At 59.5% G+C, this 25,932-nt stretch carries 23 protein-coding genes and 1 tRNA gene; 13 read left to right on the top strand and 11 right to left on the bottom strand.

Features of this window, described 5'->3' with window-relative positions; translation table 11 throughout:
• Positions 1 to 58: 58 nt before the first annotated feature.
• The 3 genes from glcF to MQW23_RS11670 are packed head-to-tail and all read right to left on the bottom strand — an operon-like array spanning position 59 to position 3,970.
• Positions 59 to 1,285: a glycolate oxidase subunit GlcF gene (glcF, locus tag MQW23_RS11675; RefSeq protein WP_252108265.1), complete on the bottom strand. Its 1,227-nt coding sequence runs from the start codon at positions 1,283 to 1,285 to the stop codon at positions 59 to 61.
• Positions 1,286 to 1,296: 11 nt separating this feature from the next.
• Positions 1,297 to 2,352, bottom strand: a complete 1,056-nt coding sequence (gene glcE / locus MQW23_RS19535; RefSeq protein ID WP_353653844.1) for a glycolate oxidase subunit GlcE — start codon at positions 2,350 to 2,352, stop codon at positions 1,297 to 1,299.
• Positions 2,353 to 2,365: 13 nt separating this feature from the next.
• Entirely contained in the window at positions 2,366 to 3,970 is a 1,605-nt protein-coding gene (locus MQW23_RS11670) for an FAD-linked oxidase C-terminal domain-containing protein (RefSeq protein ID WP_252108264.1), read from the bottom strand.
• Between the two features lie 255 nt (positions 3,971 to 4,225).
• Here MQW23_RS11670 and MQW23_RS11665 point away from each other — a divergent pair, with 255 nt between their 5' ends.
• On the top strand, positions 4,226 to 5,527 hold the full coding sequence (locus tag MQW23_RS11665) for an NRAMP family divalent metal transporter (RefSeq protein ID WP_252108263.1): 1,302 nt from the start codon (positions 4,226 to 4,228) through the stop codon (positions 5,525 to 5,527).
• A gap of 169 nt (positions 5,528 to 5,696) precedes the next feature.
• Positions 5,697 to 6,215, top strand: coding sequence for a MarR family winged helix-turn-helix transcriptional regulator (locus MQW23_RS11660; RefSeq protein ID WP_252108262.1), 519 nt, complete (start codon positions 5,697 to 5,699; stop codon positions 6,213 to 6,215).
• Positions 6,216 to 6,712: 497 nt separating this feature from the next.
• On the opposite strand, the gene MQW23_RS11650 is transcribed toward MQW23_RS11660, so the two are convergent.
• Positions 6,713 to 7,189, bottom strand: a complete 477-nt coding sequence (locus MQW23_RS11650) for an Lrp/AsnC family transcriptional regulator (protein WP_252108261.1) — start codon at positions 7,187 to 7,189, stop codon at positions 6,713 to 6,715.
• Between the two features lie 128 nt (positions 7,190 to 7,317).
• On the opposite strand from MQW23_RS11650, the gene hppD reads away from it, so the two are divergent.
• Entirely contained in the window at positions 7,318 to 8,430 is a 1,113-nt protein-coding gene (hppD, locus tag MQW23_RS11645; RefSeq protein WP_252108260.1) for a 4-hydroxyphenylpyruvate dioxygenase, read from the top strand.
• Between the two features lie 54 nt (positions 8,431 to 8,484).
• Positions 8,485 to 8,883 carry a Rieske (2Fe-2S) protein gene (locus MQW23_RS11640; protein WP_252108259.1) on the top strand — a complete coding sequence of 133 codons (399 nt, stop codon included), beginning with the start codon at positions 8,485 to 8,487 and terminating at the stop codon, positions 8,881 to 8,883.
• A gap of 662 nt (positions 8,884 to 9,545) precedes the next feature.
• Here the strand turns inward: MQW23_RS11640 and MQW23_RS11635 are convergent.
• Positions 9,546 to 9,622: transfer RNA gene (locus MQW23_RS11635), tRNA-Arg, on the bottom strand.
• A gap of 139 nt (positions 9,623 to 9,761) precedes the next feature.
• Between MQW23_RS11635 and MQW23_RS11630 the strand changes: the two genes are divergently transcribed.
• Positions 9,762 to 10,760 (top strand): TRAP transporter substrate-binding protein, encoded by a 999-nt coding sequence (locus tag MQW23_RS11630; RefSeq protein WP_252108258.1) that lies wholly within the window; start codon positions 9,762 to 9,764, stop codon positions 10,758 to 10,760.
• 73 nt (positions 10,761 to 10,833) lie between these two features.
• Here MQW23_RS11630 and MQW23_RS11625 read toward each other — a convergent pair whose 3' ends face one another.
• A complete protein-coding gene (locus MQW23_RS11625; RefSeq protein WP_252108257.1) occupies positions 10,834 to 12,219 on the bottom strand; it encodes an FAD-binding oxidoreductase in 1,386 nt (461 codons plus the stop codon).
• Between the two features lie 202 nt (positions 12,220 to 12,421).
• Here MQW23_RS11625 and MQW23_RS11620 point away from each other — a divergent pair, with 202 nt between their 5' ends.
• From MQW23_RS11620 to MQW23_RS11610, 3 genes are read left to right on the top strand one after another with little or no spacing between them, the layout of a single operon-like run.
• Positions 12,422 to 13,462: a TRAP transporter substrate-binding protein gene (locus MQW23_RS11620; RefSeq protein WP_442908597.1), complete on the top strand. Its 1,041-nt coding sequence runs from the start codon at positions 12,422 to 12,424 to the stop codon at positions 13,460 to 13,462.
• A 6-nt stretch (positions 13,463 to 13,468) separates the two neighbouring features.
• The gene (locus MQW23_RS11615) at positions 13,469 to 14,023 is read left to right on the top strand and encodes a TRAP transporter small permease (protein ID WP_252108256.1); all 555 of its coding nucleotides are present in this window, start codon (positions 13,469 to 13,471) and stop codon (positions 14,021 to 14,023) included.
• The gene (locus MQW23_RS11610; protein WP_252108255.1) at positions 14,020 to 15,282 is read left to right on the top strand and encodes a TRAP transporter large permease; all 1,263 of its coding nucleotides are present in this window, start codon (positions 14,020 to 14,022) and stop codon (positions 15,280 to 15,282) included. Before MQW23_RS11615 ends, MQW23_RS11610 begins: the two co-directional genes overlap by 4 nt.
• Before the next feature lie 71 nt (positions 15,283 to 15,353).
• Here the strand turns inward: MQW23_RS11610 and MQW23_RS11605 are convergent, their stop codons facing one another.
• Together MQW23_RS11605 and MQW23_RS11600 are read right to left on the bottom strand one after the other, a co-directional pair.
• Entirely contained in the window at positions 15,354 to 16,355 is a 1,002-nt protein-coding gene (locus MQW23_RS11605; protein WP_252108254.1) for a GlxA family transcriptional regulator, read from the bottom strand.
• A gap of 101 nt (positions 16,356 to 16,456) precedes the next feature.
• Positions 16,457 to 17,533, bottom strand: a complete 1,077-nt coding sequence (locus MQW23_RS11600; protein ID WP_252108253.1) for a substrate-binding domain-containing protein — start codon at positions 17,531 to 17,533, stop codon at positions 16,457 to 16,459.
• A gap of 139 nt (positions 17,534 to 17,672) precedes the next feature.
• Here MQW23_RS11600 and MQW23_RS11595 point away from each other — a divergent pair, with 139 nt between their 5' ends.
• Genes MQW23_RS11595 through MQW23_RS11575 form a run of 5 tightly spaced genes read left to right on the top strand, consistent with a single transcriptional unit; the run spans position 17,673 to position 23,674 of the window.
• The gene (locus MQW23_RS11595; RefSeq protein WP_252108252.1) at positions 17,673 to 18,167 is read left to right on the top strand and encodes a formate dehydrogenase subunit gamma; all 495 of its coding nucleotides are present in this window, start codon (positions 17,673 to 17,675) and stop codon (positions 18,165 to 18,167) included.
• Complete coding sequence (locus MQW23_RS11590; RefSeq protein WP_252108251.1) at positions 18,164 to 19,720, top strand: formate dehydrogenase beta subunit; 1,557 nt, start codon at positions 18,164 to 18,166, stop codon at positions 19,718 to 19,720. The genes MQW23_RS11595 and MQW23_RS11590 overlap by 4 nt, the downstream gene beginning before the upstream one ends.
• Complete coding sequence (gene fdhF, locus MQW23_RS11585; RefSeq protein ID WP_252108250.1) at positions 19,717 to 22,602, top strand: formate dehydrogenase subunit alpha; 2,886 nt, start codon at positions 19,717 to 19,719, stop codon at positions 22,600 to 22,602. Before MQW23_RS11590 ends, fdhF begins: the two co-directional genes overlap by 4 nt.
• Positions 22,599 to 23,456: a formate dehydrogenase accessory sulfurtransferase FdhD gene (gene fdhD / locus MQW23_RS11580; protein WP_252108249.1), complete on the top strand. Its 858-nt coding sequence runs from the start codon at positions 22,599 to 22,601 to the stop codon at positions 23,454 to 23,456. Before fdhF ends, fdhD begins: the two co-directional genes overlap by 4 nt.
• Entirely contained in the window at positions 23,432 to 23,674 is a 243-nt protein-coding gene (locus tag MQW23_RS11575) for a formate dehydrogenase subunit delta (protein WP_252108248.1), read from the top strand. The genes fdhD and MQW23_RS11575 overlap by 25 nt, the downstream gene beginning before the upstream one ends.
• Positions 23,675 to 23,938: 264 nt before the next feature.
• Here MQW23_RS11575 and ureG read toward each other — a convergent pair whose 3' ends face one another.
• Genes ureG through ureE form a run of 3 tightly spaced genes read right to left on the bottom strand, consistent with a single transcriptional unit; the run spans position 23,939 to position 25,838 of the window.
• Positions 23,939 to 24,571 (bottom strand): urease accessory protein UreG, encoded by a 633-nt coding sequence (gene ureG, locus MQW23_RS11570; protein ID WP_252108247.1) that lies wholly within the window; start codon positions 24,569 to 24,571, stop codon positions 23,939 to 23,941.
• Between the two features lie 36 nt (positions 24,572 to 24,607).
• Positions 24,608 to 25,303, bottom strand: a complete 696-nt coding sequence (locus MQW23_RS11565) for an urease accessory protein UreF (RefSeq protein ID WP_252108246.1) — start codon at positions 25,301 to 25,303, stop codon at positions 24,608 to 24,610.
• Positions 25,281 to 25,838 carry an urease accessory protein UreE gene (gene ureE, locus MQW23_RS11560; RefSeq protein ID WP_252108245.1) on the bottom strand — a complete coding sequence of 186 codons (558 nt, stop codon included), beginning with the start codon at positions 25,836 to 25,838 and terminating at the stop codon, positions 25,281 to 25,283. Before ureE ends, MQW23_RS11565 begins: the two co-directional genes overlap by 23 nt.
• Positions 25,839 to 25,932: the final 94 nt, after the last annotated feature.

Here is a 25,932-nt window from a genome sequence, read left to right as displayed (position 1 = left end):
TCGATTAGCCTCGGCCAATAACGGCAACAGATGCACCGTCATGGGGGCGCGCGGCCAACTAGGTTTGATTATTCGCAGGAGCAACCGCCAGTAGTTCGATCCAGTGGCGCACAGGTAGCGGGCTGACCGATGCCAGATGAACCTGACAGCCGATATTGGCAGTGACAATCCACTCGGGCTGCCCGGCCAGAAGATGGCTCAGTTTGTTCTCCCTGAGCTGAGTCGCCAAATCGGGCTGCAGCAGGGAATAAGTGCCTGCAGAACCACAGCAAAGGCTCGCGTCGACCACTGGCGTTAACACGAAGCCCAGCATCGAAAGCAGCTTCTCAACCCGTCCACCCAAACGCTGACCATGTTGCAATGAACAGGGTGATTGAAAGGCGATGCTGTGGGGCACGCCCAGCGCTGGGCACAGTCGGCTACACTCTCCCTCAAGCAGCTCCAGCGGGTCTTTAACGCGCGCCGCTACCTGGCTTGCTTTCTCTGCGTAGCGCGGATCTTCAGACAGTAAGACCCCGACTTCCTTAAGTTGAGCACCACATCCGCTCGCGCTGACCAATATCGCTTCTGCACCGCTCTCTACCGCTGGCCAGCAAAGATCCACTAGAAGGCGTAACCGCTGTCGAGCGGCATGTGGGGCGCCTAGATGCTGATCCACAGCACCACAGCAGCCGGGCAGCGGCTCGGCGTCGATACCGAGATCACTCAGCAGTGTAGCCAAATAAGGATCGAGCCCCGGCGACAGCGTCGGCTGCACGCAGCCCGTCATGACCAGCACTTGACGGCGTTGGCCACGCCTGCGAGGCCATTCGCTTTTCGCTTCACGGGCTGGCACCTTGGCAGCCAGCGTAGCCGTCATCAGCGGGCGCATCAGCCTCCCCAAGCCAAACAAAGCGGCGAATAGACGACGCCTGGGGAGTAGCTGTCGCAGCCACCAGCGCACCATTCGGGAGGACACCCTTGGCGGCGCCTGCTCGGCGACAATCTCTCTCCCTAAATCGGCCAGACGGTGGTAGGGCACGTCTACCGGGCATGCCGTCTCGCAGGCTCGGCAGGTGAGGCAACGGTCTAGATGCAAGCCCAACGCTGGGGTCGCGGGCGCTCCCTCTAACACCTGCTTGATTTGATAGATGCGCCCTCGAGGACTGTCCCGCTCTTCACCGAGTAGCCTATAGGTGGGACAAGCAGGCAAGCAAAAGCCGCAGTGAGTGCATTGACGTAGAATAGCCTCGGCTTCCTCGCCGCGGCGGGTGTTGGCAACGTTATCGGCTAACTGGGTTTGCATTAAGAAGCTTCCTAAAGTGCAGGATAGTGAATGCCAGGGTTAAAGATGCCCCGAGGATCGAAGGCTGCTTTCAAGCGCCTCTGTAGTCCTAGAAGTGGAGCGTCAAGAGGGGAGAAGGCGGGTGAGGAGGTGTCACCCCCACACCAACGGCTAGCTTGCCCTCTAAGACGCTCCACCTCGGCAAAAATGACTGCCGCAGGTGCCTCACTGCGCAGCCACCACTGACGTCCCCCCCAATCCGCAAGATACTCACCAGACAGCTTGGGCCTTTTTCCCAGTGGCAGTAATAGCCGCCAAAGTGGCGCTCCATGAGCACTGAAAAAGGGCAGACGCTGATCCCGTAGAGCTGGCCAGTAGTCATCGCTATCCTCGCCGCCCAGGGACGCCACCCCCTTCTCTACCGCAGATTCACTGCCCGCCAAACGCAGATGAAGCTGCTTGCCATCATGGCTAGCACCCACAATCGGCACCCCCCGTCGCCAGTGTGTTTCCGCAAATTCAGGTAACGCTTCTAAAGGCCGCTCTAGGGCCAAGCTGCGCCAGTGCTCGGGGCGAGGTGCCACCTTGAGACAGACCTCAAGAATCACTCCCAGTGAACCAAGGGCCCCCACCATCAGACGGAAGCCATCGAAACCAGCGACATTTTTCATCACCGCGCCCCCTAGGCGCACAATTTCGCCGCAACCATTGAGCAAGGTGATCCCAAGCACAGCATCTCGCATGCTGCCAACATAAGGACGCCCAGGACCAGCCATACCCGCTGCCACGGCGCCAGCGACCGTGGCCCCATCACTAGCAAAGGGTGGGTCACAGGCGAGCCACTGCCCCTCACTAGCCAGTAGCCCCTGCAGCTCCTTTAGGCGTGTACCACCACGCACCCGCACGACAAGCTCGCTGGGCTGATAATCCACGAGACCACGGTGGCCCGTCAGCTCCAGCGGCCTTCCGGCTACTGATCGTCCATACCAAGCCTTGGTGTTAGCCCCCACTAGACGCAACGGGTCGCTCAACCGGTGCGCCTCTGCGACCTGTGCGCTCAGCTCTCGGCTCAGATCCTGATTCTGCATAGCACTCTCCTGACTAGAAACGCGGCAGTTCGGGGTGCGGAAAATGTCCATGCCGAACATGCAGCTGACCCAACTCAGCACAACGGTTTAGGGTGGGAAACTGTTTGCCGGGGTTGAGCAGCCCGTGGGGATCGAAGGCCAGCTTCATGGCCTCGAATTGGCGCAGTTCGACTGCGGTGAACTGGCTGCACATGGCATCTATCTTCTCGGCGCCTACCCCATGCTCACCGGTAATACTGCCGCCCTCTTCGACACATAGCTTGAGGATTGCATGGCCTAGGTCTTCGGCCCTTGTCAGTTCCCCCTCAATTCGGCTATCGAAAAGGATGACAGGGTGAATATTGCCGTCACCGGCGTGGAAGGTGTTGAATACTCGCAGCCCCTCGGCTTCGGCCAATGCAATGATCCGCGTCAGCACCGCCGCCAATCGACGCCGGGGGACACTGCCGTCCATGACTAAGGTGTCTGGAGCAAGACGCGCAATCGCTGGAAAAGCAGCCTTGCGTACCGACCAGATGCGCGCCTGCTCAGCTACGTCGGTAGCGCTCTCCAGGTAATCGACGCCGTGGCAGCGGAGAAGGTTTATCACTTGCTTACTTTGGTCGATCACTTCGGCTTCACTGCCATCAAGCTCGCAAATCAGGAGAGCGCCCAGGTCACAAGGCCACCCCTGCTGAACCATCTCTTCAACCGCGATAACAGCCGCTCGATCCATAAGCTCCAAGCCCGCCGGTACGACGCCAGCCGCGATGATGGCCGCTACCGCATCGGCACAATCAGTCACCTCGGCAAAGCCAGCAAGGAGCACCTGCTTATCCTGAGGCAGGGGAAGCAGCTCGACCCAAGCCTCTACGACCACTCCCAACATCCCTTCAGAACCATGGATAAGGGCCAGCAGATCGAACCCCGGTGCTTCGCCCTGAGGTGTGCCAATGCTCAGTCGCTCCCCTTCAATGGTCACCAAGGTAACTGCAACGACATTATTGACGGTTAACCCGTACTTCAGGCAGTGCACCCCCCCCGCATTTTCAGCAATGTTACCGCCTAGCGTGCTCGCTACCTGGGAGGAAGGATCGGGGGCAAAGTAGAGTCCATAGGGTTCGGCCGCCTTTGAGATATCCAAATTTCTTACCCCAGCGCTAACCCGAGCCAGTCGACGTACAGGATCGATTTCCAGCGTCGCATCCAGCCGAGAAAGGTTAAGTAACACTCCTTCAGCATGCGGCATAGCACCACCGGAGAGCCCAGTGCCAGCGCCTCGAGCCACCACCGGCACTCGATTAACATGGCAGAGGCGCAGTACCGCTTGAACTTGGTCAATGCTCTCGGGAATCGCGACAACCCTGGGCAAGCAACGAAACAGAGTGAGTGCATCACACTCATAGGCGCGCCGGCCCGCCTCATCGAGAATCAAACCCTCAGTGGGTAAGTAAGTCGCCAAGGTGCGTAGAAAGCCAGGTGTGACATTGGCACTAGAAGTAGCAACCATTGTGGGCTCCAGCAAATACATCAAGGTCGCCCTGAAGTGATTCCAGCGGCGAATAATAGTTGTCTGGACAACTTTATACGCCCATGAAATAGAAAAATGAAGCCTCTTAGTGTTTTTATGGAAAAACACCCAGCGATTGTTTTAGTGAAAAAAACTTTTACGTTTCACTTTATACTAAAGTACAACAATTCTATAAAATTATTATAAATCAATGAAATATGATTAAAAAAAAACGTATACTTGGCGTTTCACGACCAAGCATTTGAGTAAAAGAACATACAACTTGACACAATGTTAAGAAAAGAAAGACTATTACCGTATCATGTTGACTGGACAACATGAAACAAATACTAGCTTCATACAAATCAAACAAAGGAGCAGATCATGAAATCTCAAGCTTCACTTGCGCCCTCCCCTGCCTACTCCAAGTACATAGCGGCTCTAGGGCCTGGGTTCCTGTTTGCCGGCGCCGCCATCGGCACCTCTCATGTCGTGCAGTCGACCCGTGCTGGCGCAGAGTATGGCATTGGCTTACTTGGCTTTATTCTGCTGGCCATCCTGATCAAGTATCCCTCTTTCTTCTTTGGCCCTTTCTATGTCAGTGTCACGGGTAAATCGTTGATTGAAGGGTACCGTCAGACATTCGGCAAAACAGTGGTGGCACTATTCGCCCTGGTGCAACTACCGGTACTGGCGATCATTATCGCCGCCATCGCCATTACCACAGCGGGCTTGGCTAGCAGTATTCTGTCACTCAGCCTCAGCGCTCAAGCGATTGCCGTGATACTGATCATTGCCTGCTGCCTACTCACCTATAGTGGTGGCTATAAGCTGCTGGACTGGGTAAATAAGGTTTTTATCGTCATCCTCAGCCTCACCACGCTGCTAGCGACACTTGCGGCCCTGCCACTGGTAGAGTGGAGTTTATATCCAGCCACCGCTGCCTCACCGCTATTCAGCGCCACTACGTTGATCACCTTGGTGGCGGTACTCGGTCTGATGCCCTCCGATATTACGCTGGCAATCATGAACTCGCTGTGGTCAGAGGCGCGCAACAAGACTCGCGGGGAACGCAGCGATACCGCTGCCGAAAAAGTCGACTTCGATATCGGCTATATCGGCGCTGCGATTCTTGCGGCCTGCTTTGTGATCATGGGCGCGGGGGTGATGCACAGCCAGGGGATCACCCCCGCTGACGGTGCCGTTGGCTTTGCCAGTCAGGTGATTGGTCTTTACACATCGACCCTAGGCGAGTGGAGCGGCGTGGTGGTAGGTATTTCTGCCTTCACCGTCATGCTGACGACGTTGCTTACCGTGCTAGACGGCTTTCCACGCATGATTACGGCCTCTTACTACGCCATCACCCGCCCTGTGGATATGAAAGAAGAGCCCCGCAAGGTTGAAGGCAGTCTCCCCTTTCTACTCTCCATGGTGGGGTTATCGCTGCTAGCGATACTGATTCTCTATACCCTAATGGGTAGTTTCCGCATATTCATGGATTTCGTGATGGTGGTTGCCTTTCTAATTAGCCCCATTCTCGCGACCCTCAACCATTTCACCGCTAACGGATCAACGGTGCCGGTGGAGCTGCGCCCATCGCGGTTAATTAATGCCTGGAGCCTACTGGCCATTACTACCCTATCGGTCTTCTCGTTAGGCTATTTATACGTGCGCTTTTTCCACTAAGCGCTATTGGTGTGCGCCAATTCCCCCGAGATCGTTGCGTTAAAGCGCAGGTACTACCATTGGGCTGTTGAGATGTCCAATGAGGAGACCGGGGGGAATCACATGTTTGGCGGGGAGCCCCTAGCTTCAGTAGAGTAGGCAACATCACGATCACTAGAGTGCTAGCCTCATGACTGCTCCTTCCGACAATCCGTTCTTCAGTCTCGACGAACTCCTCAGCTTTCGGCTGACCCACCTTACCAACTCGATGAACAAGATTGCCGCTGTTTCTATCGATGAAGAGTTCGGTCTAGCCCTGAGCGAATGGCAGGTATTAGCTAGCATTGGAGAGACAGGACACTCCTCAGTGATGGGGATAGCGCGTCGCACACGTATCGACAAAGGCTGGATTAGCCGTGCCAGTCAGAGCTTATTAAAACGCGGTCTCATTGCCCGAAAGGCCGATCCTCAAGACTCCCGGCGCGCTTGGCTAACGCTTACAGAAGAGGGCAGGCTGCTGTTTAGCCGCGCCGCCGTCACTTCGCAGGCCCGCAATGCTACTTATATAGAAGAGCTAAGTCCCGGCGAGCAGTTGCTGCTTACGGAGCTGCTCGGCAAAGTACAGCGGCGGGTAGATCGCTTCGTCTTAGATCCTCGCTCGGAAACCGAGCCAGCATCAGAAGCCTCTACAGAGCCGCACTCTTCATAGTCAAAACCAGCTACTGAGCGTCCTTCCATGTCCGCGCGGGCTAGGCAGCCAATAGCGTTTGCCGCTTTTTTGATCGCGAAAGCCTACCGCAAACGCGCCTACGCCAAGCTAGGCGTAATCGCACATTGCAAAACCACCAGATAGCAAGCCGTTAAAGGTAACGTCTCTTCCCGCCACTTCTGCTCGCCCTAATGTAAAGCGCCATAATCCGATGGATGAAAGCGCTTGGATGTTAGTCACTCTATCAAAGTGTTAACGACGCACTTATACCTGTTATGATTTCATGACGCCAGGTGACGCAACCTCGGGCTTGCGAGCTCTCCCACCACGGTGATCAACATCAGCAGGGCCAGTAACCATGGCCACTGAGTACCTATATGAAGCGTCGTTAGGCCCAGCGCGTCGATGAAAATTAACACGATGCCTAACGGCCTGTCATATCGCCTCCTGTTCATTGAACGGGAATAGCGTAACATTTATGACTTTTTAGACAGAATCTAGCCACCGTTCACCGGCAACCCCTGCTCCTCTTTCATACTCCGCAGTATTATTTCAGAGCGAACTTGGGTGACATTAGGATGAGGCAACAAATGGTGGTGAATAAAGTCCGAAAACTCAGTGAGGTGTTTGGCGATAATGTGCAATACATAGTCTGCATCTCCCGAGACAGAATAGGCCTCACGCACCATGGCGTGCTTGGTCAGTAATGTCACAAAATCATCATCCTTGCTCTCACCATGAGCCTTGAGATTAACTCTGGTAATTGCACGTAACCCAAACCCGAGGCTGGTAGCATCGAGTCTGGCCGAGTACCCCTTAATCACACCTTCGGCTTCTAACCGTGTTTTGCGTCGGGAGCACTGAGAAGGAGACAGGCTAACACGTTCTCCCAATTCTGAATTGGTAAGAGCTGAGTTCTTCTGCAGCACTGACAAAATTGCAATATCATAGCGATCCAATGAAATGCCATGCATTAAAACATCCTATTACGCACATTTTGTGCGCCATTTAGCACTATAGTCATTGAGTTTGCAACCTAATTGTACCCCCTCTTGCCTATACTGACTCTGTCACACAACTAAATAAAAAAGGAGAGACAGCAATGGGCCCTTTTCCTCATAACGCACCCAAAGCAACTATAAATGACACAAATCCAGCGGGCACAGACGGCTTCGAGTTCGTTGAATTTGCACATCCCGAGCCGGAAAAGCTAGCGAGTCTATTTCAGCAAATGGGATTCGTTCCCGTTGCAAAGCATCGTAACAAGTCGATCATCGTTTACCGTCAAGGCGACATCAACTACCTCATTAACAGCGAACCTAACTCGCATGCATCAGCATTTATCGAGGCGCACGGCCCCTGCGCGCCAGCGATGGCGTGGCGTGTCGTTGATGCTCAGCATGCGCTAAAACGTGCTGTCGAATTAGGTGCTGAAGAGTTCACCGGCAATAAGTCAATCGATGCGCCTGCGGTTATTGGAATTGGCGGTTCGCTGCTTTACTTTATTGATACTTACGATGAAAAAGGCAGCTGTTACTCAAATGAATTTGAATGGTTAGCTGATGAAGATCCAACCCCTAAAGGATTCGGTTTTTACTATTTGGATCACCTTACGCATAACGTTGTTCGCGGCAACATGGACACTTGGTATAAATTCTACCATGACACCTTTAACTTCCGTGAAATACGCTACTTTGACATCACAGGTAAGGTAACAGGGCTTACCAGCCGCGCGCTAACATCTCCTGATGGTAAAATTCGTATCCCTATTAACGAAAGTTCCGACGATCACAGTCAAATCGAAGAGTACTTGCGTGAATATAACGGCGAAGGCATTCAGCATATCGCCATTGCCACGCACGACATCTACACCGGTACTGACTTAATCGCCGACGCGGGGCTCGAATTCATGCCTGGCCCGCCGAGCATCTATTATGAGAAGTCGCTTGAGCGCGTGAAAGGCCACCAGGAGCCCCTCGACAAACTGCGTAGTCGGGGCATTTTAATTGATGGTGAAGGTGTTGTAGGTGGCGGCGAGACCAGAATTTTGCTCCAAATTTTCTCCAAGACAGTAATCGGCCCGATCTTTTTCGAATTTATCCAGCGCAAAGGCGATGATGGTTTTGGTGAAGGTAATTTCAAAGCACTTTTTGAGTCTATCGAAGAGGATCAGATTAACCGAGGCGTGTTGCAAAATGCTACTGAATACCAATAATACTGAAGCATAAACGGCCACAATAATATTTTTGTCATGGCACAAGGAACTACCATGCACGGCACTTGGCAAAACTGTGTGAACGCCCCCCAAGTGGGGGCTACTATTTGCTCTTCCAAGCTTATAGAAGAGGGCACCGCTCACTGTTTAGAGGCAATATTTAATGATAAACTTCTCCCCGTTATTGTAATACGCATTGAGGGAGAGATTTATTGCTACGTTAACACCTGCCCTCACCAGCATTTACCATTGAATTATCGCTCTGAAAACATTATCTCATCAGATAAAAGAAGTTTGCTATGCAGTGCCCATGGGGCATCTTTTGATATTAAAACAGGTAAGTGCTTGACGGGCTTTTTTGATAAAATTGACATAATAGCAGTCTTTGAAGACCAAAAAGGAAACTTACGCTTTGGGCACAGAGACTCTCAACTCAATTATGAAAAGCCATAAACTTTGCACTACTTTATTTCATTGCAAAAGAGGTAATACGACAGCCCATTACGAGCTTTTGTCCAGCAGCGGCAGATGATTATGGAGGTTCTTTCTTTGCCGAGAACGCTGGACGCCTGCTTAATAATGACCTCTAAATGATCAAAATAATTCTTTGGATTCTTTACCAAGATGCGCAGTGGCGCGATTTTACAGCACATCATGGCCCCTAGAAAACTATATATCAGCGCTTTCGACAGTAGCATCATGACGGCCCTTTCGTATCAGTTCCTACACCTTTCTGCATCTTCAATGACAACATTGATCATGAACACATGAATGGTAGATGGAACCTCCACCAAACCGCCCCGACCGTTCAGCGGTACAGTGAAAAGAACAATGGGCGGAATCGGAGATAATGCGCTTAGCCGTAGTTGCAGTGGATTTACAACCAAGGTTTATATGATGTGTTAACACCAAACTTTTCCGCTTTCTTTTTCTCTTTCGGCTAGCCAGAGCGCCAACTTTATTTGTCCAATTCGGCAGAAGGAGATGCACCTTCGATCAGCGATTAAAGCCATGAGGGAATGGCAGGTCACACGACCGGAGTTATTTGCCAAGTGCCAAGAGAGTGGATACTCAAAAGGGCACCGATACAAACACATAGAGTAAACACAAAAATATGGCGCGCCCGGCAGGATTTGAACCTGCGACCCTCGGCTTCGGAGGCCGATACTCTATCCAACTGAGCTACGGGCGCATAGGGGGCGTATCCTACCTGTGTGGGCGGGCGCTGTCCAGCGGCGGGCGGTTTTAGACGGGGGTCGCATTGCCGCCCGAGGCGCCCTGGGGCATCCTGAACGGGCACGCTTTTCGCAACCCATCGGGAACCTAACAAAATGAAGAATTTCACGCTGAGCACGCTCACCCTCGCGGTCTCTCTGGCGGCAGTGGTCAACGCCCACGCCAATGATTTCGACGACATGGACCCGGTCACGCTGCGCTTGGCCCACGTGGTCAACGAGCAGGACGGCTTCCACATGGCCGCGACCAAATTCGAGGAGCTGGTCGAAGAGCGCACCGATGGCAAGGTCGATATCGAGATCTACCCCAACGCGAGCCTGGGCGACGAGCGCACGCTGTTGGAAGGCATGCAGATCGGCACCGTCGACATGGGTGTGATCACCAACGGGCCGGTGGCCAACTTCGTCGAGGAGATGGCGGTATTTGAGCTGCCCTTCCTCTTCCCCTCCCCCGAGGCCGCTTATCGCGTGCTGGACGGCGAGATCGGCCAGGAGCTTCTGGACAAGCTGGGCGATGTGAATCTGAAAGGGCTCGCCTATGCCGAGCGCGGCTTTCGCAACCTGACCAACAGCGAGCGCGCGGTGAATACGCCGGACGACATGCAGGGCTTGCGCATTCGCGTGATGGAGAACCCGGTTTACACCGATACCTTCCGCGCACTGGGTGCCAACGCGGTGCCGATGGCCTGGACCGAGGCGCTCACCGCCATGCAGCAGGGCACCATCGACGGGCAGGAAAACCCGGTGAACGTGATCCACTCCTTCAACCTGGAGGAGACCCAGAACTACATGACGCTGTCGCGCCACACCTACGCGCCGGCGATCTTCGTGATGGGCCTGCCCGCCTGGAATCAGCTGCCGGAAGCAGCTCAAACGGTATTGGCAGACGCCGCTCAGGAAGCCGCAGAGTACGAACGTCAGCTCAATGCCGATATGGAAGCCGAGCAGCTCGCCTCGCTCAAGGAATCCGGCATGCAGATCAATGAATCGCCGGATATCGAGGCCTTCCAGAGCGCCGTCGAGCCGATCTACGAGCAGTACGGCGAGCGCTTTGGCGACTACCTGCCGCGCATTCGCGAGGCGATCGCCGAGTAAGCGTTTTCGCCAGCGTCACCAAAAAAAGGCCACCGTCGCGGTGGCCTTTTGATTGCTGAACATATTGAGACTCTCAGTCCAGAATCTTGCCCGGATTCAAAAGCCCCTTCGGATCCAGCGCCAGCTTCATGCGCTTCATCAGCGCGATCTCTTCCGGCGTGCGTGAAAGGCTAAGGTAGTCGCGCTTTTCGAGCCCGACGCCGTGCTCGGCGGAGATCGAGCCGCTGTATTGAGACAGCGTGCCGTATACCTGCTCCTCGACATCGCGGCGGCTGTGCGGGCTGGCGTCGCGCACGGTGATCATGATGTGCAGGTTGCCGTCACCCAGATGGCCAAAAACCACGAGCTGGCCGGTTTCCGGCCACTGCGCTTTCAGCTTCTCTTCAAGCGTGGTGACGTACTCGTTCATGTGCGCAATCGGCAGGCTGATATCGAAGGAGAACATCGGGTTGAGTTCGTACACCAGCGTCTCGATGTCTTCGCGGATATCCCAAATGCCTTGGCGCTGGGTGCTGGAGTTCGCCAGTACGGCGTCCGTGATCAGCTCCTCTTCCAGCGCCTTCTCGAGTACCGCGGCGAAGGCTTCGGCGTCCTTCTCCTCATCAGAGCCCAGGGTTTCGATGATGGCGTAGAAAGGCGAGTCGCCGGCGAGAATCTCAGCGTGCTTGGTGGCTTCACTGGTCATTAGCGCGTAGTGGTTGTTCCAAAGCGCCTCGAACGCGCTCAGGCTGTTGGCGAGTTCCTTGGAGGCGAACTGCAAAAGCCGGGTGAGCGCCTCGAACGAGGGCACCGCCACCAGCGCGGTCTGCTCGCTGGGCATTTTGGGCTGCAGGCGCAGCACCGCGCGGGTGACGATCCCAAGCGTCCCTTCACTGCCGATGAACAGCTGCTTCAAATCGTACCCGGCGTTGTTTTTCAGCATGGTATTCATCGAGCTGACCACGGTGCCGTCGCTTAGGACCGCTTCGAGGCCCAGCACCTGCTGGCGCATCATGCCGTAGCGAATCACGCGGATACCGCCGGCATTGGTGGCGATGTTGCCGCCGATGGTGCAGGAGCCGCGCGCGCCGAGATCCAGCGGGAACTGCATGTCGATATCGTCGGCGGCTTCCTGGACGCGCTGAAGCGTGGCGCCGGCCTGCACGCGCATGGTCGAGCCCACCGCGTCGACCTCTTCGATCTGATTCATTAGCTCGAGCGAGACCACGAGCTCGTTGGGGCTGGCGACGGCGCCGTGCACGACGCCGGTCAGGCCGCCGTGAGTCACCACCGCTTGCTTGGCCGAATGACACGCCGCCATGACCTGGCTGAGCTGCTGCGTCGTCTGCGGCCGAATGATCGCCATGGCCTCGCAGGGGGCCTTGGTGAACCAGTCGACGCTTCGCTGGGCGACGTCGTCTCCCAGCAGAATGCCTTTTTTACCGACGATGTTTTCAAGCTCGTTAATCAGCGTGTTCATGATCTCTACCTGTCGAGCGGGGCCTGAATCGGCGGTCCGCCTGTTTTAATTTAGCCAAAGCGAATACAACGTTATCCTGTCATCGCCTCTCGCGAAAGCGTCGATGCCGTGCGGGGCCATGAAGGCTACCGCCAACGCCATTTTTGCTCAAGCGCCAGCCGCATGCTCTGGCGCCGTTATGGTAAAGTGCCCCGGGCAGAAAATGCCCCTCCAACGATTAAAACAGCGCTCTCAAGGAGTTCACGTGGAACACGCCCCCTCTCGTCTCACGCCCCGCCTGCTCATTCTGGCCGCCGCCGGCCTGCTTGGCATGTCCACCGCCAGCGCCGATATTGCGCCAACCTCGCTGCGTCTGGCCCACGTGGTGAACAGCGACGATACCTACCACCTCGCCGCCACGCGCTTTCAGGAAATTCTGGATGAGCAGAGCGACGGCGCGGTCAGCGTGGAAATCTTCCCCAACGCGAGCCTGGGCGACGAGCGCACACTGCTGGAAGGCATGCAGATCGGCACCGTGGACATGGGCGTGATCACCAACGGACCGGTGGCCAACTTCGTCGACGAGTTTTCCGTCTTCGAGCTGCCGTTTCTGTTTCCCACCGCCGAGGACGCCTATGACGTGCTCGACGGCGAGATCGGCCAAGAGATTCTCGACAAGCTCGAGGGCGTCAACCTGAAAGGACTCGCGTTTGCCGAGCGTGGCTTTCGCAACATCACCAACAGCCGCAACCCGATCAACGAGCCGTCGGATCTGGACGGGCTACGCCTGCGCGTGATCGAGAACGAAGTCTACGTCGACACCTTCCGCACCCTGGGCGCCAATGCCGTGCCGATGGCCTGGACCGAAGCGCTGACGGCGCTACAGCAGGGCACCATCGACGGCCAGGAGAACCCGGTCAACGCCATTTACGCCTTTGACCTGGCCGACACCCAGGACTACCTGACCATGACGCGCCACATCTACGCGCCGGCACTGTTCGTGATGAGCCTGCCGAAGTGGAACGCACTGCCCGAAGAGGTGCAGACGCTGGTGCAGGACGCCGCCCGCGAGGCGTCTGCCTACGCGCGCGAGCAAAACGCTGAAGCCGAAGCCGAGCAGCTCGCAGCGCTCCGGGAAGCCGGCATGGAGATCAACGAGTCCCCGGATATCGACGCCTTCCGCGAGGCCGTGGCCCCGGTGTACGAGCGCTACGGCGATCAGTTCGGCGACTACCTGCCGCGCATTCAGGCCGCACTCGAGTAAGCCGCCATGTCCTCAAGACCGCCATCGACATCGTCGCTCTCGTTGCTCGAACCCGTGGTGAGTGCGCTAAGGGCCGTCGAGCGCGGCCTGGACGCCGTGCTCAAGCCCGTGGTGTTTCTCGGCATGGCCGCGCTGATCATCGTGATCACGCTGCAGATCGTCTCCCGGGTGCTCTTCACCGCGGTGGGCTGGACCGAGGAGGTCGCCCGCTTTCTGCTGATCTGGATCACCTTCCTCGCCGGCACGCTGGCGTTTCAGCGCGGCCACCACATCGCCGTTACCTTCGCTGTTGACGCTCTGCCGCTCATGCTACGCCGGGCGGCGCGCTTTCTCGCCGTGCTGGCGGTGATCGCCTTCATGATCACGCTGATCGTGATCGGCTACCGCTACATGCAGGTGCAGAGCTTTCAGAAGTCCGCGTCGCTTCGCGTGCCGATGTCGTACGTCTACGCGGTGATGCCGGTGAGCGCCGCGATCATGGCCTGGTACGCGCTGGTGGATCTTTTTGAGATTCTCCTCGAGGGCGAGCCGCGAAAACCGATGGGAGAGCAAACACCATGACGCTTCTTCTCTTCGGGCTTTTCTTTCTACTCATGCTGCTGAGCGTGCCGATCGCTTTCGCCATCGGTGCAAGCTCGCTCTACGCGCTTTACCAGGGCGGTGTGCCGCTGATGGTGGTCACCCAGCAGATGTTCCAGGGCATCAACTCGTTTGCACTGGTGGCCATTCCGATGTTCATTCTGGCCGGCGATTTGATGGCTCAGGGGCGGGTGAGTGAGCGGCTGGTGAGCTTCGCCGACTCGCTGGTGGGCTTTCTTCGCGGCGGACTCTCGATCGTGTCGGTCATGGCGGGCATGTTCTTCGCCGCGATCTCCGGCTCCGGGGCGGCCACCACCGCGGCGGTGGGGTCGAGTCTCGTACCGGAGCTCAAGCGCAAGGGCTATGAGCCGGCCTCCGCGGCGAGTTTGATCGCGGCGAGCGGCACCATCGGGGTAGTCATTCCGCCGTCGGTACCGATGATTATCTACGCGGTGATCGCCCAGCAGTCGGTGTCCGAGCTGTTCCTGAGCGGCTTTCTACCGGGCCTGGCAATGGGGCTAGGACTGATGGCGATCGCCCTGGTGCAGGCCTACAAGCGCCAGTACCCGAAAGGCACGCCGCTGTCGCCCGCCACTATCTGGCGCACCTTCAAGTCCGCCAGCTGGGGGCTGATGACCCCGGTGATCATCCTGGGCGGTATCTTCACCGGTATCTTTACCCCGTCCGAGGCCGCCGTGGTGGCGGTGAACTACGCGCTGCTGGTGTCGCTGTTCGTCTACCGCGATTTGACCCTGCCCCAGGCGTACCGGCTGTTGATTCGCTCGGCGATGACCACCGCGGTGATCATGCTGGTGATCGCCATGTCGGCGGTGCTGAGCTGGACGCTCTCGAGCTGGCAGGTGCCCGGCGCCATCGCCGCGTCGGTGCTGTCACTCTCCACCAACCCGCTGGTGATCATGCTGCTGGTCGTCGCGGTGATCCTGCTCACCGGGGTTTTCATCGAAACCGCCAGCGCCTTGATCATTCTCACCCCGGTGCTGCTGCCGCTGGTGCTGCAGCTCGGGATCGATCCGATCCACTTCGGGCTGATCATCGTGGTGGGGCTATCGATCGGCATGATCACTCCGCCGGTAGCGATCAACCTGTACGTGGCGTCCTCGGTGACCCAGCTGCCGCTGGAGCGCATCACCCGCGCGATCATTCCGTATCTTTTGGGGCTGATTGGCGTACTGCTGCTGGTCGTGTACGTGCCGATTTTCATGGGCTGGTCGGGGAACTGACCGGGCCATGTCTGCGCGTCGAGGGAGCCAATCAGGCTCCCTTTTTTATGTTCACAAAGCGGCGACGGCGCTCAGGCGCCCTGCTGGCAGGACTTGCGAAACTGCCCCGGGGTGATGTCGAACAGCTGATAAAAGCAGCTGCGAAAATGCGAGATGCTGACAAAGCCCGTGGCCACCGCCACTTCCGCCAGCGGCTTGTTGGTCTGCTGCAGAAGCTGACGGGCGCGCGTCAGGCGAAGCTCCATGTAATAGCGTGACGGGCTTGCGCTGACGTAGATCGAGAACATGCGCTCGAGCTGACGCCTTGAAATATTCACCCAGTTACTGATCTCGGCAATCGAAAGCGGCTCTTCGATGTTGTTCTTCATCAGCTGTAGCGAGATCTTGAGCTTCTCCGGCAAGGTATGGTTTTGATCGACCCGCAGTGTCGAGATATCCGGCGAGTCCAGGCCCTTGTCACAGCTGAGCATCTCCTCAACGGCGCCGACCACCGCGTTGCCGCAGTCGGAGCGCACAAGCTCGAGCATCATGCTCAGCGAGCTACTCGCCCCGGCGCAGCTCAGCCGGTTACGATCGACGATAAAGCTACGGCTGGTCACGGAAACATCCCAGAACTGCTCCGCCATCATCGCCCGGCCGTCCGGGTGGTAGGCGCACTGATAGCCGCTCATAAGCCCCGCCTCGGCCAGAAAATAGGCGCCGTTCCAGAGCCCGCCCAAAATCGCGCCGTGACCATCCGCGCTCTTGAGCCGGCTACGCAAAAGCGCTGTCGCCTGTACCTTGACGCGTAGCCCACCGCAAACGATCACAACGTCGACATCCAACGCGGCACTGTCGAAATCCGCAAGCGCCATGTCGGTCGACACCTCGATTCCGAGATCGGACACCGTCGCCGCCCGCTCTCCCACCACCAGCACTTCATAAAGCGTCGAGGACTTCATCAGGTTCGTGGTCACCAGCGCATCCACCGCGCCGGTAAATGCCATCATCGAAAAGTGATCGAGCAGGATGAAGGCGACCCGCCGGATGCTTTTAGCACCGTCATCCGTGCTTTTGGGGGCGATATACGCCATGTTCTTGTTCTTTAACGTACTCGAGAATCTATCTCGCATAACGCCCCCGATCTCATGTCCATTTGATAGTAATGGCGCTTTTTTCAACCCCGCTCAAGTTTTCATTCACTTTTTAAATCGACATCCAGCACCTCCCCCACCTCCATGACCTCGCCGCACCGGCTCGGGCGATAGCCGGGAAGGGCCTGAACGGCCTGCTGGAAGGCGTCGCTGGCGAGAACGTCGATAAAGGCCTGCACCCGCGGCTCTTTCAGTGACTGATGGTGGCAGGCGAGCAGATAGTCCTCTACCACCAGTGGAATGAAATCGAGGCCGAACTTCTCGGCGCCGGCCTGTACGCCGAAGCCGACGTCCGCCATGCCGGCGGCCACGTAAGCGGCGACAGCGGAGTGGGTGAACTCCTCGACTTCGAAGCCGCGAATGGCGGCGCTTGCTACGCCCGCCTCGCTCAGCAGGCAGTCGAGCAGCGAGCGTGTCCCGGAGGAAGCCTGGCGGTTGATAAAGCGCACGCCCTCGGTTGCCAGCGATGCCACGCCCTCTATGCCAAGCGGATTGTTTGGGGCCACCATCAACCCTTGGGTGCGGGCGATGAAGCCGATCACGCGATGCTCGCGGGGTTTCAGCAGGCCCTGGTAGGTGGCGCGTATGCGCTCGCCCACCGCGCCGCGGGGCAGGTGAAAGCCCGCGACGTCGCAGCTGCCTCGGTTGAGCGCGGCGAGCGACTCCTGGGGGCTGCAGTACTGTAAATCCAGCGGCACCGCAGTCAGGTGCTTTGGCAGAAGCTCCACGGCGAAGCCGTGGCTTGCGTGCAGGCGCAGCACCGACACCAGCCCCTGCTGCTCGCGCGCGATGGCAAGATTCAGCTCCGAGCCGAGGCTTTCAAGCTGCGGGCCCAAACGGGCAACGGCGCGCTGCTCCGCCCATAACAGCTTTTCACCGAGCGGCGTGAGCTGCGCGCCGCGCCCACGCTGCATCTGAACCAGCGCCACGCCGAAAAACGCACTCCCTTGGCGCAATAAGTTCCACGCGTGCCGGTATGAGATACCCACGTCCTCGGCGGCCTGGGTTAACTTACCCCGCCGGTAAACCGCGCCCAGTAGGCGAAGTAGCTGTAAATCCAGCTGGTTTCCCGCATCGTCACGAAAGCACCAGGTAGGAAGCACGGTGATTTTCTTCATTGGCAGCATCTTTCATATTTTGTCGTTATAGGCTTGATGCTAGCGTGACATTGACCGTGGTGCACGCCTTTTAAAATCGATTCCAAATAAGCATCAGCGTGCATATTGATAACAAACAATCCGTACCGGGAGAGACACGATGAAGCCGTCTCCAGAATGGTCGTCGGCGTCGATTCAAACCGAGATCGACGCGCTCAAACATAAACCCGGCGCGCTGCTGCCGATTCTTCACGCCCTGCAGGACCGCTTCGGCTTCATCCCGACCGACGCGATCCCCCTGATCGCCGCGTCGCTCCAGCAAACCCGCGCTGAAATCCACGGCGTCATCAGCTTCTATCACCACTTTCGCACCACCCCGCCGGGGCGCCATGTGGTACAGATCTGCCGCGCCGAGGCGTGCCAGTCCGTTGGTGCGCGCGCGCTTGAGGCCCACGCCAAGGCGCGTCTGGGCGTGGATTACCACCAGACCACGCCGGACCGCGAAATCACGTTAGAAGCCGTTTACTGCCTCGGCAACTGCGCTTGCGGCCCCTCGATTCGCGTGGACGACCAGGTACGCGGGCGCGTGACCGAAGAAGCCTTCGATGAGCTTCTCGACGAGCTCCAGACCCGGCCGCTGGAGGTGAGCGCATGAGCATCCGCGTATTTGTGCCCCGCGACACTACCGCCCTTTCTTTGGGCGCCGACACCGTCGCGCACCGTCTGGAGCGCGAAGCCGCCGCTCGCCACGAAGGCATCGATATCGTCCGCAACGGCTCCCGCGGGCTTTTCTGGCTCGAGCCGATGGTCGAGGTCGAAACACCGAAAGGCCGCGTCGCTTACGGCCCAGTCACGCCAGGCGATGTGCCCAGCCTGCTCGACAGCGGCCTGCTCGAAGGCTGCGTCAGCCATCCGCTGGCGCTCGGCCCGGTGGACGAAATCGATTATCTCGCCCGTCAGCAGCGCCTCACCTTTGCGCGCATTGGCGTGACCGACCCGCTGTCGATTGACGACTACCGCGCCCACCGCGGTTTTGCCGGGCTCGAGGAAGCGCTTTCGCTTTCGCCCCAAGCCATCGTCGATGAGGTAAAGGCCTCCGGGCTTCGCGGGCGCGGCGGCGCGGCGTTTCCCACCGGCATCAAGTGGCAGACGGTGCTGGACGCGCCCTCGGAGCAAAAATACATCGTCTGCAACGCCGACGAAGGCGACTCCGGCACCTTCGCCGACCGGCTCGCCATGGAGTGCGACCCGTACATGCTGATCGAGGGCATGACCATCGCGGGGCTCGCGGTGGGTGCCACTCAGGGCTATATCTACCTGCGCTCGGAGTATCCGCTGGCGAAAGAGATTCTCGATGAGGCGATCAACCGCGCCGACGCCGCCGGGTACCTGGGCGACAATCTTCGCGAGAGCGGCCGCGCTTTCCACCTGGAAGTGCGCCTTGGCGCCGGCGCCTATATCTGCGGCGAAGAGACCTCGCTGCTGGAAAGTCTGGAGGGCAAGCGGGGGCTGGTGCGCTTCAAGCCGCCGCTACCCGCCATCGAAGGGCTGTTTGGCCGCCCCACCGTGGTCAACAACGTGCTCTCGATCGCCGCGGTGCCGTTCATTCTGGCCGAAGGCGGCCAGGCTTACGCGGAGTACGGCATGGGCCGCTCGAAGGGCACGCTGGCGCTCCAGCTGGCAGGCAACGTCAAGCGCGGGGGCTTGGTGGAGCTCGCCTTCGGCACCACCCTGCGCACGCTGATGGAGGAGTTCGGCGGCGGCACGTTAAGCGGGCGGCCGCTTCGTGCGGTGCAGGTAGGCGGGCCGCTGTGCGCCTATCTGCCGGAAAGCCAGTGGGACATGCCGCTCGATTACGAAACCTTCGCCGAGGTCGGCGCGGGGGTGGGCCACGGCGGCGTGGTGATGTTCGATGACCGTGTCGATATGGCCGAGCAGGCGCGCTTCTCGATGGAGTTCTGCAAGGAGGAGTCCTGCGGCAAGTGCACGCCGTGCCGGATCGGCTCGACCCGCGGCGTCGAGGTGATCGACCGCATTCGCAAAGGCGAGAACCGCGACGCCAACCTCGCGCTGCTCGGCGATCTTTGCGAGACGATGGTGGACGGCTCGCTATGCGCCATGGGCGGCATGACCCCCTTCCCGGTACAGAGCGCGCTCAAGCACTTTTCCGAAGACTTCCAGCGTCCGGCCAGCGGAGAACACTCATGATTGAACATTTCGATCCACGGCGTCAGGCCAACAGCGTCGATTTCAGCAAAGACTATGGCACTCCCGCCGCTCGCCCGGGCGCGGCCTCGGTCAGCGTCAACATCGATGGCGTCACCTTGAGCGTGCCGGAAGGCACGTCCGTGCTCCGCGCCGCTGCCCTTGCCGACATCAGCATTCCGAAACTCTGCGCCACCGATAGTCTCGAGGCGTTCGGCTCCTGCCGACTTTGCGCCGTCGAGATCGAAGGCCGCCGGGGCCTGCCGGCGTCGTGCACCACGCCGGTGGTGGAAGGCATGAAGGTGACCACCCAGAACGAGCGCCTGGCGAAGCTTCGCCGGGGCGTGATGGAGCTCTACATCTCCGATCACCCGCTGGATTGCCTGACCTGCTCCGCCAACGGCGACTGCGAGCTGCAGGACATGGCGGGCAGTGTCGGGCTTCGCGAAGTGCGCTACGGCTTCGACGGCGAGAATCACCTTGAAAAGCCAAAGGATACCTCCAACCCCTACTTCACCTTCGATCCGAGCAAGTGCATCGTCTGCTCGCGCTGCGTGCGCGCCTGCGACGAGGTACAGGGCACCTTCGCGCTGACCATCGACGGCCGCGGTTTCGACTCGAAAGTCTCCGCGGGCCAGGACGAGGCGTTCATGGACTCGGACTGCGTCTCCTGCGGCGCCTGCGTGCAGGCCTGCCCGACCGCCACGCTGATGGACAACAGCGTGATCGACCACGGCGTGCCGGATCGAAGCGTGGTGACCACCTGCGCCTACTGCGGCGTGGGCTGCTCGTTCGAGGCCCAGATGAAGGGCGACAAGCTGGTGCGCATGGTGCCCTACAAGGGCGGCGACGCGAACCACGGCCACTCCTGCGTGAAGGGGCGCTTCGCCTTCGGCTACGCCTCCCACCCGGATCGCCTCACCACACCGATGATTCGCGACTCGATCGACCAGCCCTGGCGTGAAGCCAGCTGGGAAGAGGCGATCAGCTTCGCTGCCAAGCGTCTGAAAGCGATTCAGGCGGAGCACGGTCGCGAAAGCATCGGCGGCATCACCTCTTCGCGCTGCACCAACGAGGAAACCTATCTGGTGCAGAAGCTGATCCGCGCGGCCTTCGGCAACAACAACACCGATACCTGCGCCCGGGTCTGCCACTCGCCCACCGGCTACGGTTTGAAAACCACGCTCGGCGAATCCGCTGGTACCCAGACGTTTGATTCGGTGATGAAGGCCGACGCCATCATCGTGATCGGCGCCAACCCCACCGACGCCCACCCGGTGTTCGGCTCGATGATGCGCAAGCGCCTGCGCCAGGGGGCGAAGCTGATCGTCGCCGACCCGCGCCGCATCGATCTACTAAAAACACCTCACTTGAAAGAGGCCCAGCACCTGCCGCTGCGCCCGGGCACCAACGTGGCGCTGGTCAATGCGCTTGCCCACGTGGTGATCACCGAAGGTCTCGAAGACAAGGACTTCGTCGCCAAGCGCTGCGATACCGATGCCTACCAGAGCTGGCGCGCGTTCATCAGTGAAGAGCGCCACTCCCCGGAAGCTAGTGAAGCCACCACCGGCGTACCCGCCGAGGCCGTGCGTCAGGCGGCGCGCACCTACGCCAACGCAGGCAACGGCGCGATCTACTACGGCCTGGGCGTGACCGAGCACAGCCAAGGCTCGACCATGGTGATGGGCATCGCCAACCTCGCTTTGGCTACCGGCAACATCGGCCGCGAAGGCGTCGGCGTGAACCCGCTGCGCGGCCAGAACAACGTGCAGGGCTCGTGTGACATGGGTTCCTTCCCCCACGAACTTCCGGGCTACCAGCACGTGGCGGACCCCAACGCCCGCGGCCGCTTCGAGGCCAAATGGGGCGTGGCACTCGACGACGAGCCGGGGCTGCGCATTCCCAACATGTTCGATGCCGCCATCGAAGGCACCTTCAAGGCAATGTACGTGCAGGGTGAGGACATCGCCCAGTCCGACCCCAATACTCAGCACGTCGAAGCCGCACTGCGCTCGCTGGACTGCTTGATCGTGCAGGACATTTTCCTGAACGAAACCGCCAAGTTCGCCCACGTGCTGCTGCCGGGCTCGAGCTTTCTGGAGAAGGACGGCACCTTCACCAACGCCGAGCGGCGCATCAACCGCGTGCGCAAGGTGACTCCGCCGGTGGCCGGCAAGCAGGACTGGGAAGTGACTCAGGATCTCGCCAACGCCCTGGGCTACCCAATGAACTACGCTCACCCGTCCGAGATCATGGACGAGATCGCAGCACTTGCGCCGAGCTTTGCCGGGGTGAGCTACGAAAAACTCGAGCGGCACGGCAGCCTGCAGTGGCCCTGCAACGACGACAACCCGCAGGGCATGCCGACCATGCACGCGGTCAACTTCCCGATCGGGCTTGGCCGCTTTGCGATCACCGAGTACGTGGCCACCGAAGAGCGCGCCAACCGCCGCTTCCCGCTGTTATTGACCACCGGGCGGATTTTGAGCCAGTACAACGTCGGCGCCCAGACCCGGCGCACCCACAACCAGCACTGGCACGACGAGGACGTGCTGGAGCTGCACCCGTCTGATGCCGAGGTGCGCGGCGTGAGTGACGGCGATTGGCTGGGCATCACCAGCCGCTCGGGGCAGACGGTGCTGCGCGCGCGCATTAGCGAGCGCATGCAGCCTGGCGTGGTCTACACCACCTTCCACCACCCGGGCAGCGGTGCTAACGTGATCACCACCGACAACTCGGACTGGGCGACCAACTGCCCGGAATACAAGGTGACCGCCGTGCAGGTAGAAAAAGTCAGCCAGCCCTCCGCCTGGCAGCAGCGCTTTAGCGCCTTCGACCAGACCCAGAAGAGCCATTTGGCGAAGGCGCAGCAGGAGGCGCCGTGAGCGCTACCGAGCGCGAAGAGCAGGCGCTAGCGCGCCTGCCGGTCGAGGTGCAGCGCCACGAAAACGGCTGGCAGGGCGATGTCGATGAGGACGCGTTGGCCGAGGAAGTGCCGGTCGCGCTGATCTACAACGGCATTTCCCACGCGGTGATGATGGCAAGCCCGAATGAGTTACGGGATCTGGCGCTCGGCTTTAGCCTGACCGAAGGGATCATTGCCGACGCGCACGAGTGCTACGACTGGGAGATCCGTGAGGAGGAAAACGGCCTGGCCGTTCACCTGACGATCGCCACCGAGCGCCTGATGGCGCTCAAGGAGCGCCGGCGCAGCATGACCGGGCGCACCGGCTGCGGGCTTTGCGGCACCGAAGCGCTCGACCAGGCGATCCGCCCGATTCCCCAGGTTCACGCGCCGGCCCTCGAGGACGCCGCCATTGCTCGCGCGCTCGATGCCTTCTCCGCTCATCAGCCGCTAAAAGCCGCCACCGGCGCGGTGCACGGCGCCGCCTGGTGCAGCGTGGAGGGCGACATTCTCCATGTGTGTGAGGACGTAGGCCGTCACAACGCGCTGGACAAGCTGATCGGTGCGCTGGCCCGCGAGAAAACGGCGCTCGACAACGGCTTCGTGCTGGTTTCCAGCCGCGCCAGCTATGAAATGGTGCACAAGTGCGCCAGCGCCGGCATCGGCGCGCTGGTGGCGGTTTCCGCGGCCACGGCGCTGGCCGTGCGCCAGGCTCAGGCGGCGCAGCTGCTGCTCGTGGGGTTTGCCCGCCGCCACCGCCACGTGATCTATCACCGCCCGAGCGCGGCACCTTCAAAGGGAGCAACGTCATGTCGAACACCGACGACAACCTGATTCACATGGTCAACCAGATCGCCGCCAACCTGAGCGGCGGGCGCGATGACGACACCGCGGCCAGCGCCACGTGCCGCCATCTCGAAACCTTCTGGGCGCGGGCGATGAAAAAGCGCCTGGCCGAACGCGTACAGAACGACCCTACGGGCTTTTCGCCGGTCGCCAGGCAAGCGGCAACGCTTCTCGCCGAGCGGCTAAGCGAGCGTCAGGCAAGCTGAAGACGAGCGCTGTCAAAAAACCTTAAAGCGTGCGTTTGCCCTTTCATAACCGCTGGTTAACGAATTAAGCAGGCTACAAACGGTGTAAAACGCCTCTTATTAACTTGGGTTAAGGCGATTGAGAGGCGTGAGGTTCACTGTGGGGATCTTGAGGCCAGGAACGGCCCATTTGGACACGGACGTGCCGCACCGTTTGGGCTGCTCTGACCATTTAACCGCCTGGCCAGGGCAGCCATTTTATTGCCTGTACGTTGTGCCCGACGTTTAAGCGCTTGCGCTTTCGGGCCGGCGCTCCTCCAGCATTCCCTTGTCCAGAATGAAGCGGATGATCTCCTCGAGCCCAACACCGTCGTAAAGGTTGGTGAACACGAAGGGCCGCTCGCCGCGCATCTTTTTCGAATCCCGCTCCATCACCTCCAGTGAGGCGTGTACCTGCTCGGCGATGTCGATCTTGTTGATGATCAGCAAATCCGATTTGGTAATGCCCGGCCCGCCCTTGCGCGGAATCTTGTCGCCGGCGGAAACGTCGATCACGTAGAGCGTGAGATCGGAAAGCTCCGGGCTGAAGGTCGCCGAGAGGTTGTCGCCGCCGGACTCCACCAGCACCAGCTCCAACCCCGGGTGGCGGCCCTGCAGCTCGTCGATCGCCGCCAGGTTCATCGAGGCGTCTTCACGAATCGCAGTGTGCGGGCAGCCGCCGGTCTCCACGCCCAGAATGCGGTCCGCCGCCAGGGCGTCGTGCTTGAGCAGAAAATCCGCGTCTTCGCGGGTGTAGATATCGTTGGTCACTACGGCGATGTCGTAATGATCGCGCAGCGCCAGGCAAAGCTGCTTCAAAAGGGCGGTCTTGCCGGAACCTACCGGGCCACCGACCCCTACGCGTAAACAGTGTGTCATGTCGTTCTCCTGAATCGGTCCATTAGCTTCTAAACGCTAGCTTCTAAAAAGTCTTGAATACTGGGTTTCGTGCAGCGCACTGGCCAGCGCCACGCCGGGCAGCACCGGGCCGAGCGCATCATCATCAAGGGTTAGCGCCTCGTCGACGGCGCGGGAAACCGCCGGGCGCAGCCGCTCGATGATGCGCTGGGCCGCTGTGTGCCCGAGCGGCAGCGCCTTGCAGGCCACCGCCAGCTGGTTTTCGAGCCACGCCCAGCCAAAACCGAGCAGGGCCTGGCGCGGGCACAGGGAGCGCTTGAACGCGGTGTAGGCAAAAAGCGTCACGTAGCCGGCGCCGCTGGGCAGTAGCTCATCGCCTGGCAGAAGCTCGAGGCTTGCCAGCAGGCGCGTGAGCGAGGCCCCCAAACGGCTATCCTCGGCGGCAAGCTCGGCGGTTTCCCGGGTGGCGGCAAGCCAGTCGTCCCACTCGGCAACGTCGGCGGCGTCGCCACGCTCGAAGGCCTCGAAAAGGCGCGCAATCACCGGCAGTTCGCAGCGCGTCAGGCCGTCGTCGAGCACCCCGGAAAGCCACTCGGTCAGGCTCTCTTCATCGCTCACCCAGCCAAGCTCGAAGGCGCTCTCGAGCCCCTGGGAGAAGGCAAAGGCGCCGATCGGCAGCGCCGGGCTAACCAGCTGCAACAGCCCCAGCAGCGCCAAGTCATTTTCAGACTCAGTGGCCATGGGTGTGGTCATGGCCATGTTCGTGGGAATGCTCGTGAGAAGGTTCGTGCGCTACCTCATCTTCTTCCCGGTCGTGGTGGCCGTGATCGTGAGCATGGGCGTGGCCCAACTGCTGGTAGGCGCCGGGCTCCGGGTCGAAGGTGGCATCACCGTGTTCAAGCGTTGCCCCAAGAAGCGTTGCCAGCTCTTCCAGCACGTGATCCGGCGGGAAGCGCACCCAGCCACCCTGGTCGTCTTCACCCAGCGCCAGTTGCACGTGGCGGTTGCCAAGGTGGTAGGCGAGTCGGGCAAGCGGCAGGCCACTGGAGACACGCGCGGTCACTACCGGCTCGATTGCGGCGCACACGCGTATCACCTCGCCGCTTTCGGCTTTCAGACCTTCGCCGCTGCGCAGCACCGGGCCCCGGTCCAGAAACAGCCCCAGCGCCTGGCCACCGTCGCTTTCGGCTTTCAGGCGGCCACGAATGCGCAGCTCGAAGGGCAGCGTCAGCGTATCGCTGGCGGCGCTTTCGTCGATGGGGCCTAAGCGTTCGATTAATTTAAGCATCGATATCGTCCTGTTACAGCCTTTGGGGCTCGCCGGGAGCAGCCCTACGAGAGGGCGCTGTGAATACCTCCCTGTACGCTACTTTTGCCATCCT

The sequence above is a fragment of the Halomonas sp. S3-1-1 genome, assembly GCF_023757625.1.
In the GTDB taxonomy this organism is placed as follows: Bacteria; Pseudomonadota; Gammaproteobacteria; order Pseudomonadales; family Halomonadaceae; genus Vreelandella.
Note: the sequence above shows the minus strand (reverse complement) of the source record. Positions and strands in the feature narration are given on the sequence as shown.

Coding starts and splice junctions, on each gene's coding strand:
- glcF (WP_252108265.1), bottom strand. CDS start 1,285: ATGCAAACCCAGTTAGCCGATAACGTTGCCAACACCCGCCGCGGCGAG.
- glcE (WP_353653844.1), bottom strand. CDS start 2,352: ATGCAGAATCAGGATCTGAGCCGAGAGCTGAGCGCACAGGTCGCAGAG.
- MQW23_RS11665 (WP_252108263.1), top strand. CDS start 4,226: ATGAAATCTCAAGCTTCACTTGCGCCCTCCCCTGCCTACTCCAAGTAC.
- MQW23_RS11660 (WP_252108262.1), top strand. CDS start 5,697: ATGACTGCTCCTTCCGACAATCCGTTCTTCAGTCTCGACGAACTCCTC.
- MQW23_RS11650 (WP_252108261.1), bottom strand. CDS start 7,189: ATGCATGGCATTTCATTGGATCGCTATGATATTGCAATTTTGTCAGTG.
- hppD (WP_252108260.1), top strand. CDS start 7,318: ATGGGCCCTTTTCCTCATAACGCACCCAAAGCAACTATAAATGACACA.
- MQW23_RS11640 (WP_252108259.1), top strand. CDS start 8,485: ATGCACGGCACTTGGCAAAACTGTGTGAACGCCCCCCAAGTGGGGGCT.
- MQW23_RS11630 (WP_252108258.1), top strand. CDS start 9,762: ATGAAGAATTTCACGCTGAGCACGCTCACCCTCGCGGTCTCTCTGGCG.
- MQW23_RS11625 (WP_252108257.1), bottom strand. CDS start 12,219: ATGAACACGCTGATTAACGAGCTTGAAAACATCGTCGGTAAAAAAGGC.
- MQW23_RS11620 (WP_442908597.1), top strand. CDS start 12,422: ATGCCCCTCCAACGATTAAAACAGCGCTCTCAAGGAGTTCACGTGGAA.
- MQW23_RS11615 (WP_252108256.1), top strand. CDS start 13,469: ATGTCCTCAAGACCGCCATCGACATCGTCGCTCTCGTTGCTCGAACCC.
- MQW23_RS11610 (WP_252108255.1), top strand. CDS start 14,020: ATGACGCTTCTTCTCTTCGGGCTTTTCTTTCTACTCATGCTGCTGAGC.
- MQW23_RS11605 (WP_252108254.1), bottom strand. CDS start 16,355: ATGGCGTATATCGCCCCCAAAAGCACGGATGACGGTGCTAAAAGCATC.
- MQW23_RS11600 (WP_252108253.1), bottom strand. CDS start 17,533: ATGAAGAAAATCACCGTGCTTCCTACCTGGTGCTTTCGTGACGATGCG.
- MQW23_RS11595 (WP_252108252.1), top strand. CDS start 17,673: ATGAAGCCGTCTCCAGAATGGTCGTCGGCGTCGATTCAAACCGAGATC.
- MQW23_RS11590 (WP_252108251.1), top strand. CDS start 18,164: ATGAGCATCCGCGTATTTGTGCCCCGCGACACTACCGCCCTTTCTTTG.
- fdhF (WP_252108250.1), top strand. CDS start 19,717: ATGATTGAACATTTCGATCCACGGCGTCAGGCCAACAGCGTCGATTTC.
- MQW23_RS11575 (WP_252108248.1), top strand. CDS start 23,432: ATGTCGAACACCGACGACAACCTGATTCACATGGTCAACCAGATCGCC.
- ureG (WP_252108247.1), bottom strand. CDS start 24,571: ATGACACACTGTTTACGCGTAGGGGTCGGTGGCCCGGTAGGTTCCGGC.
- MQW23_RS11565 (WP_252108246.1), bottom strand. CDS start 25,303: ATGACCACACCCATGGCCACTGAGTCTGAAAATGACTTGGCGCTGCTG.
- ureE (WP_252108245.1), bottom strand. CDS start 25,838: ATGCTTAAATTAATCGAACGCTTAGGCCCCATCGACGAAAGCGCCGCC.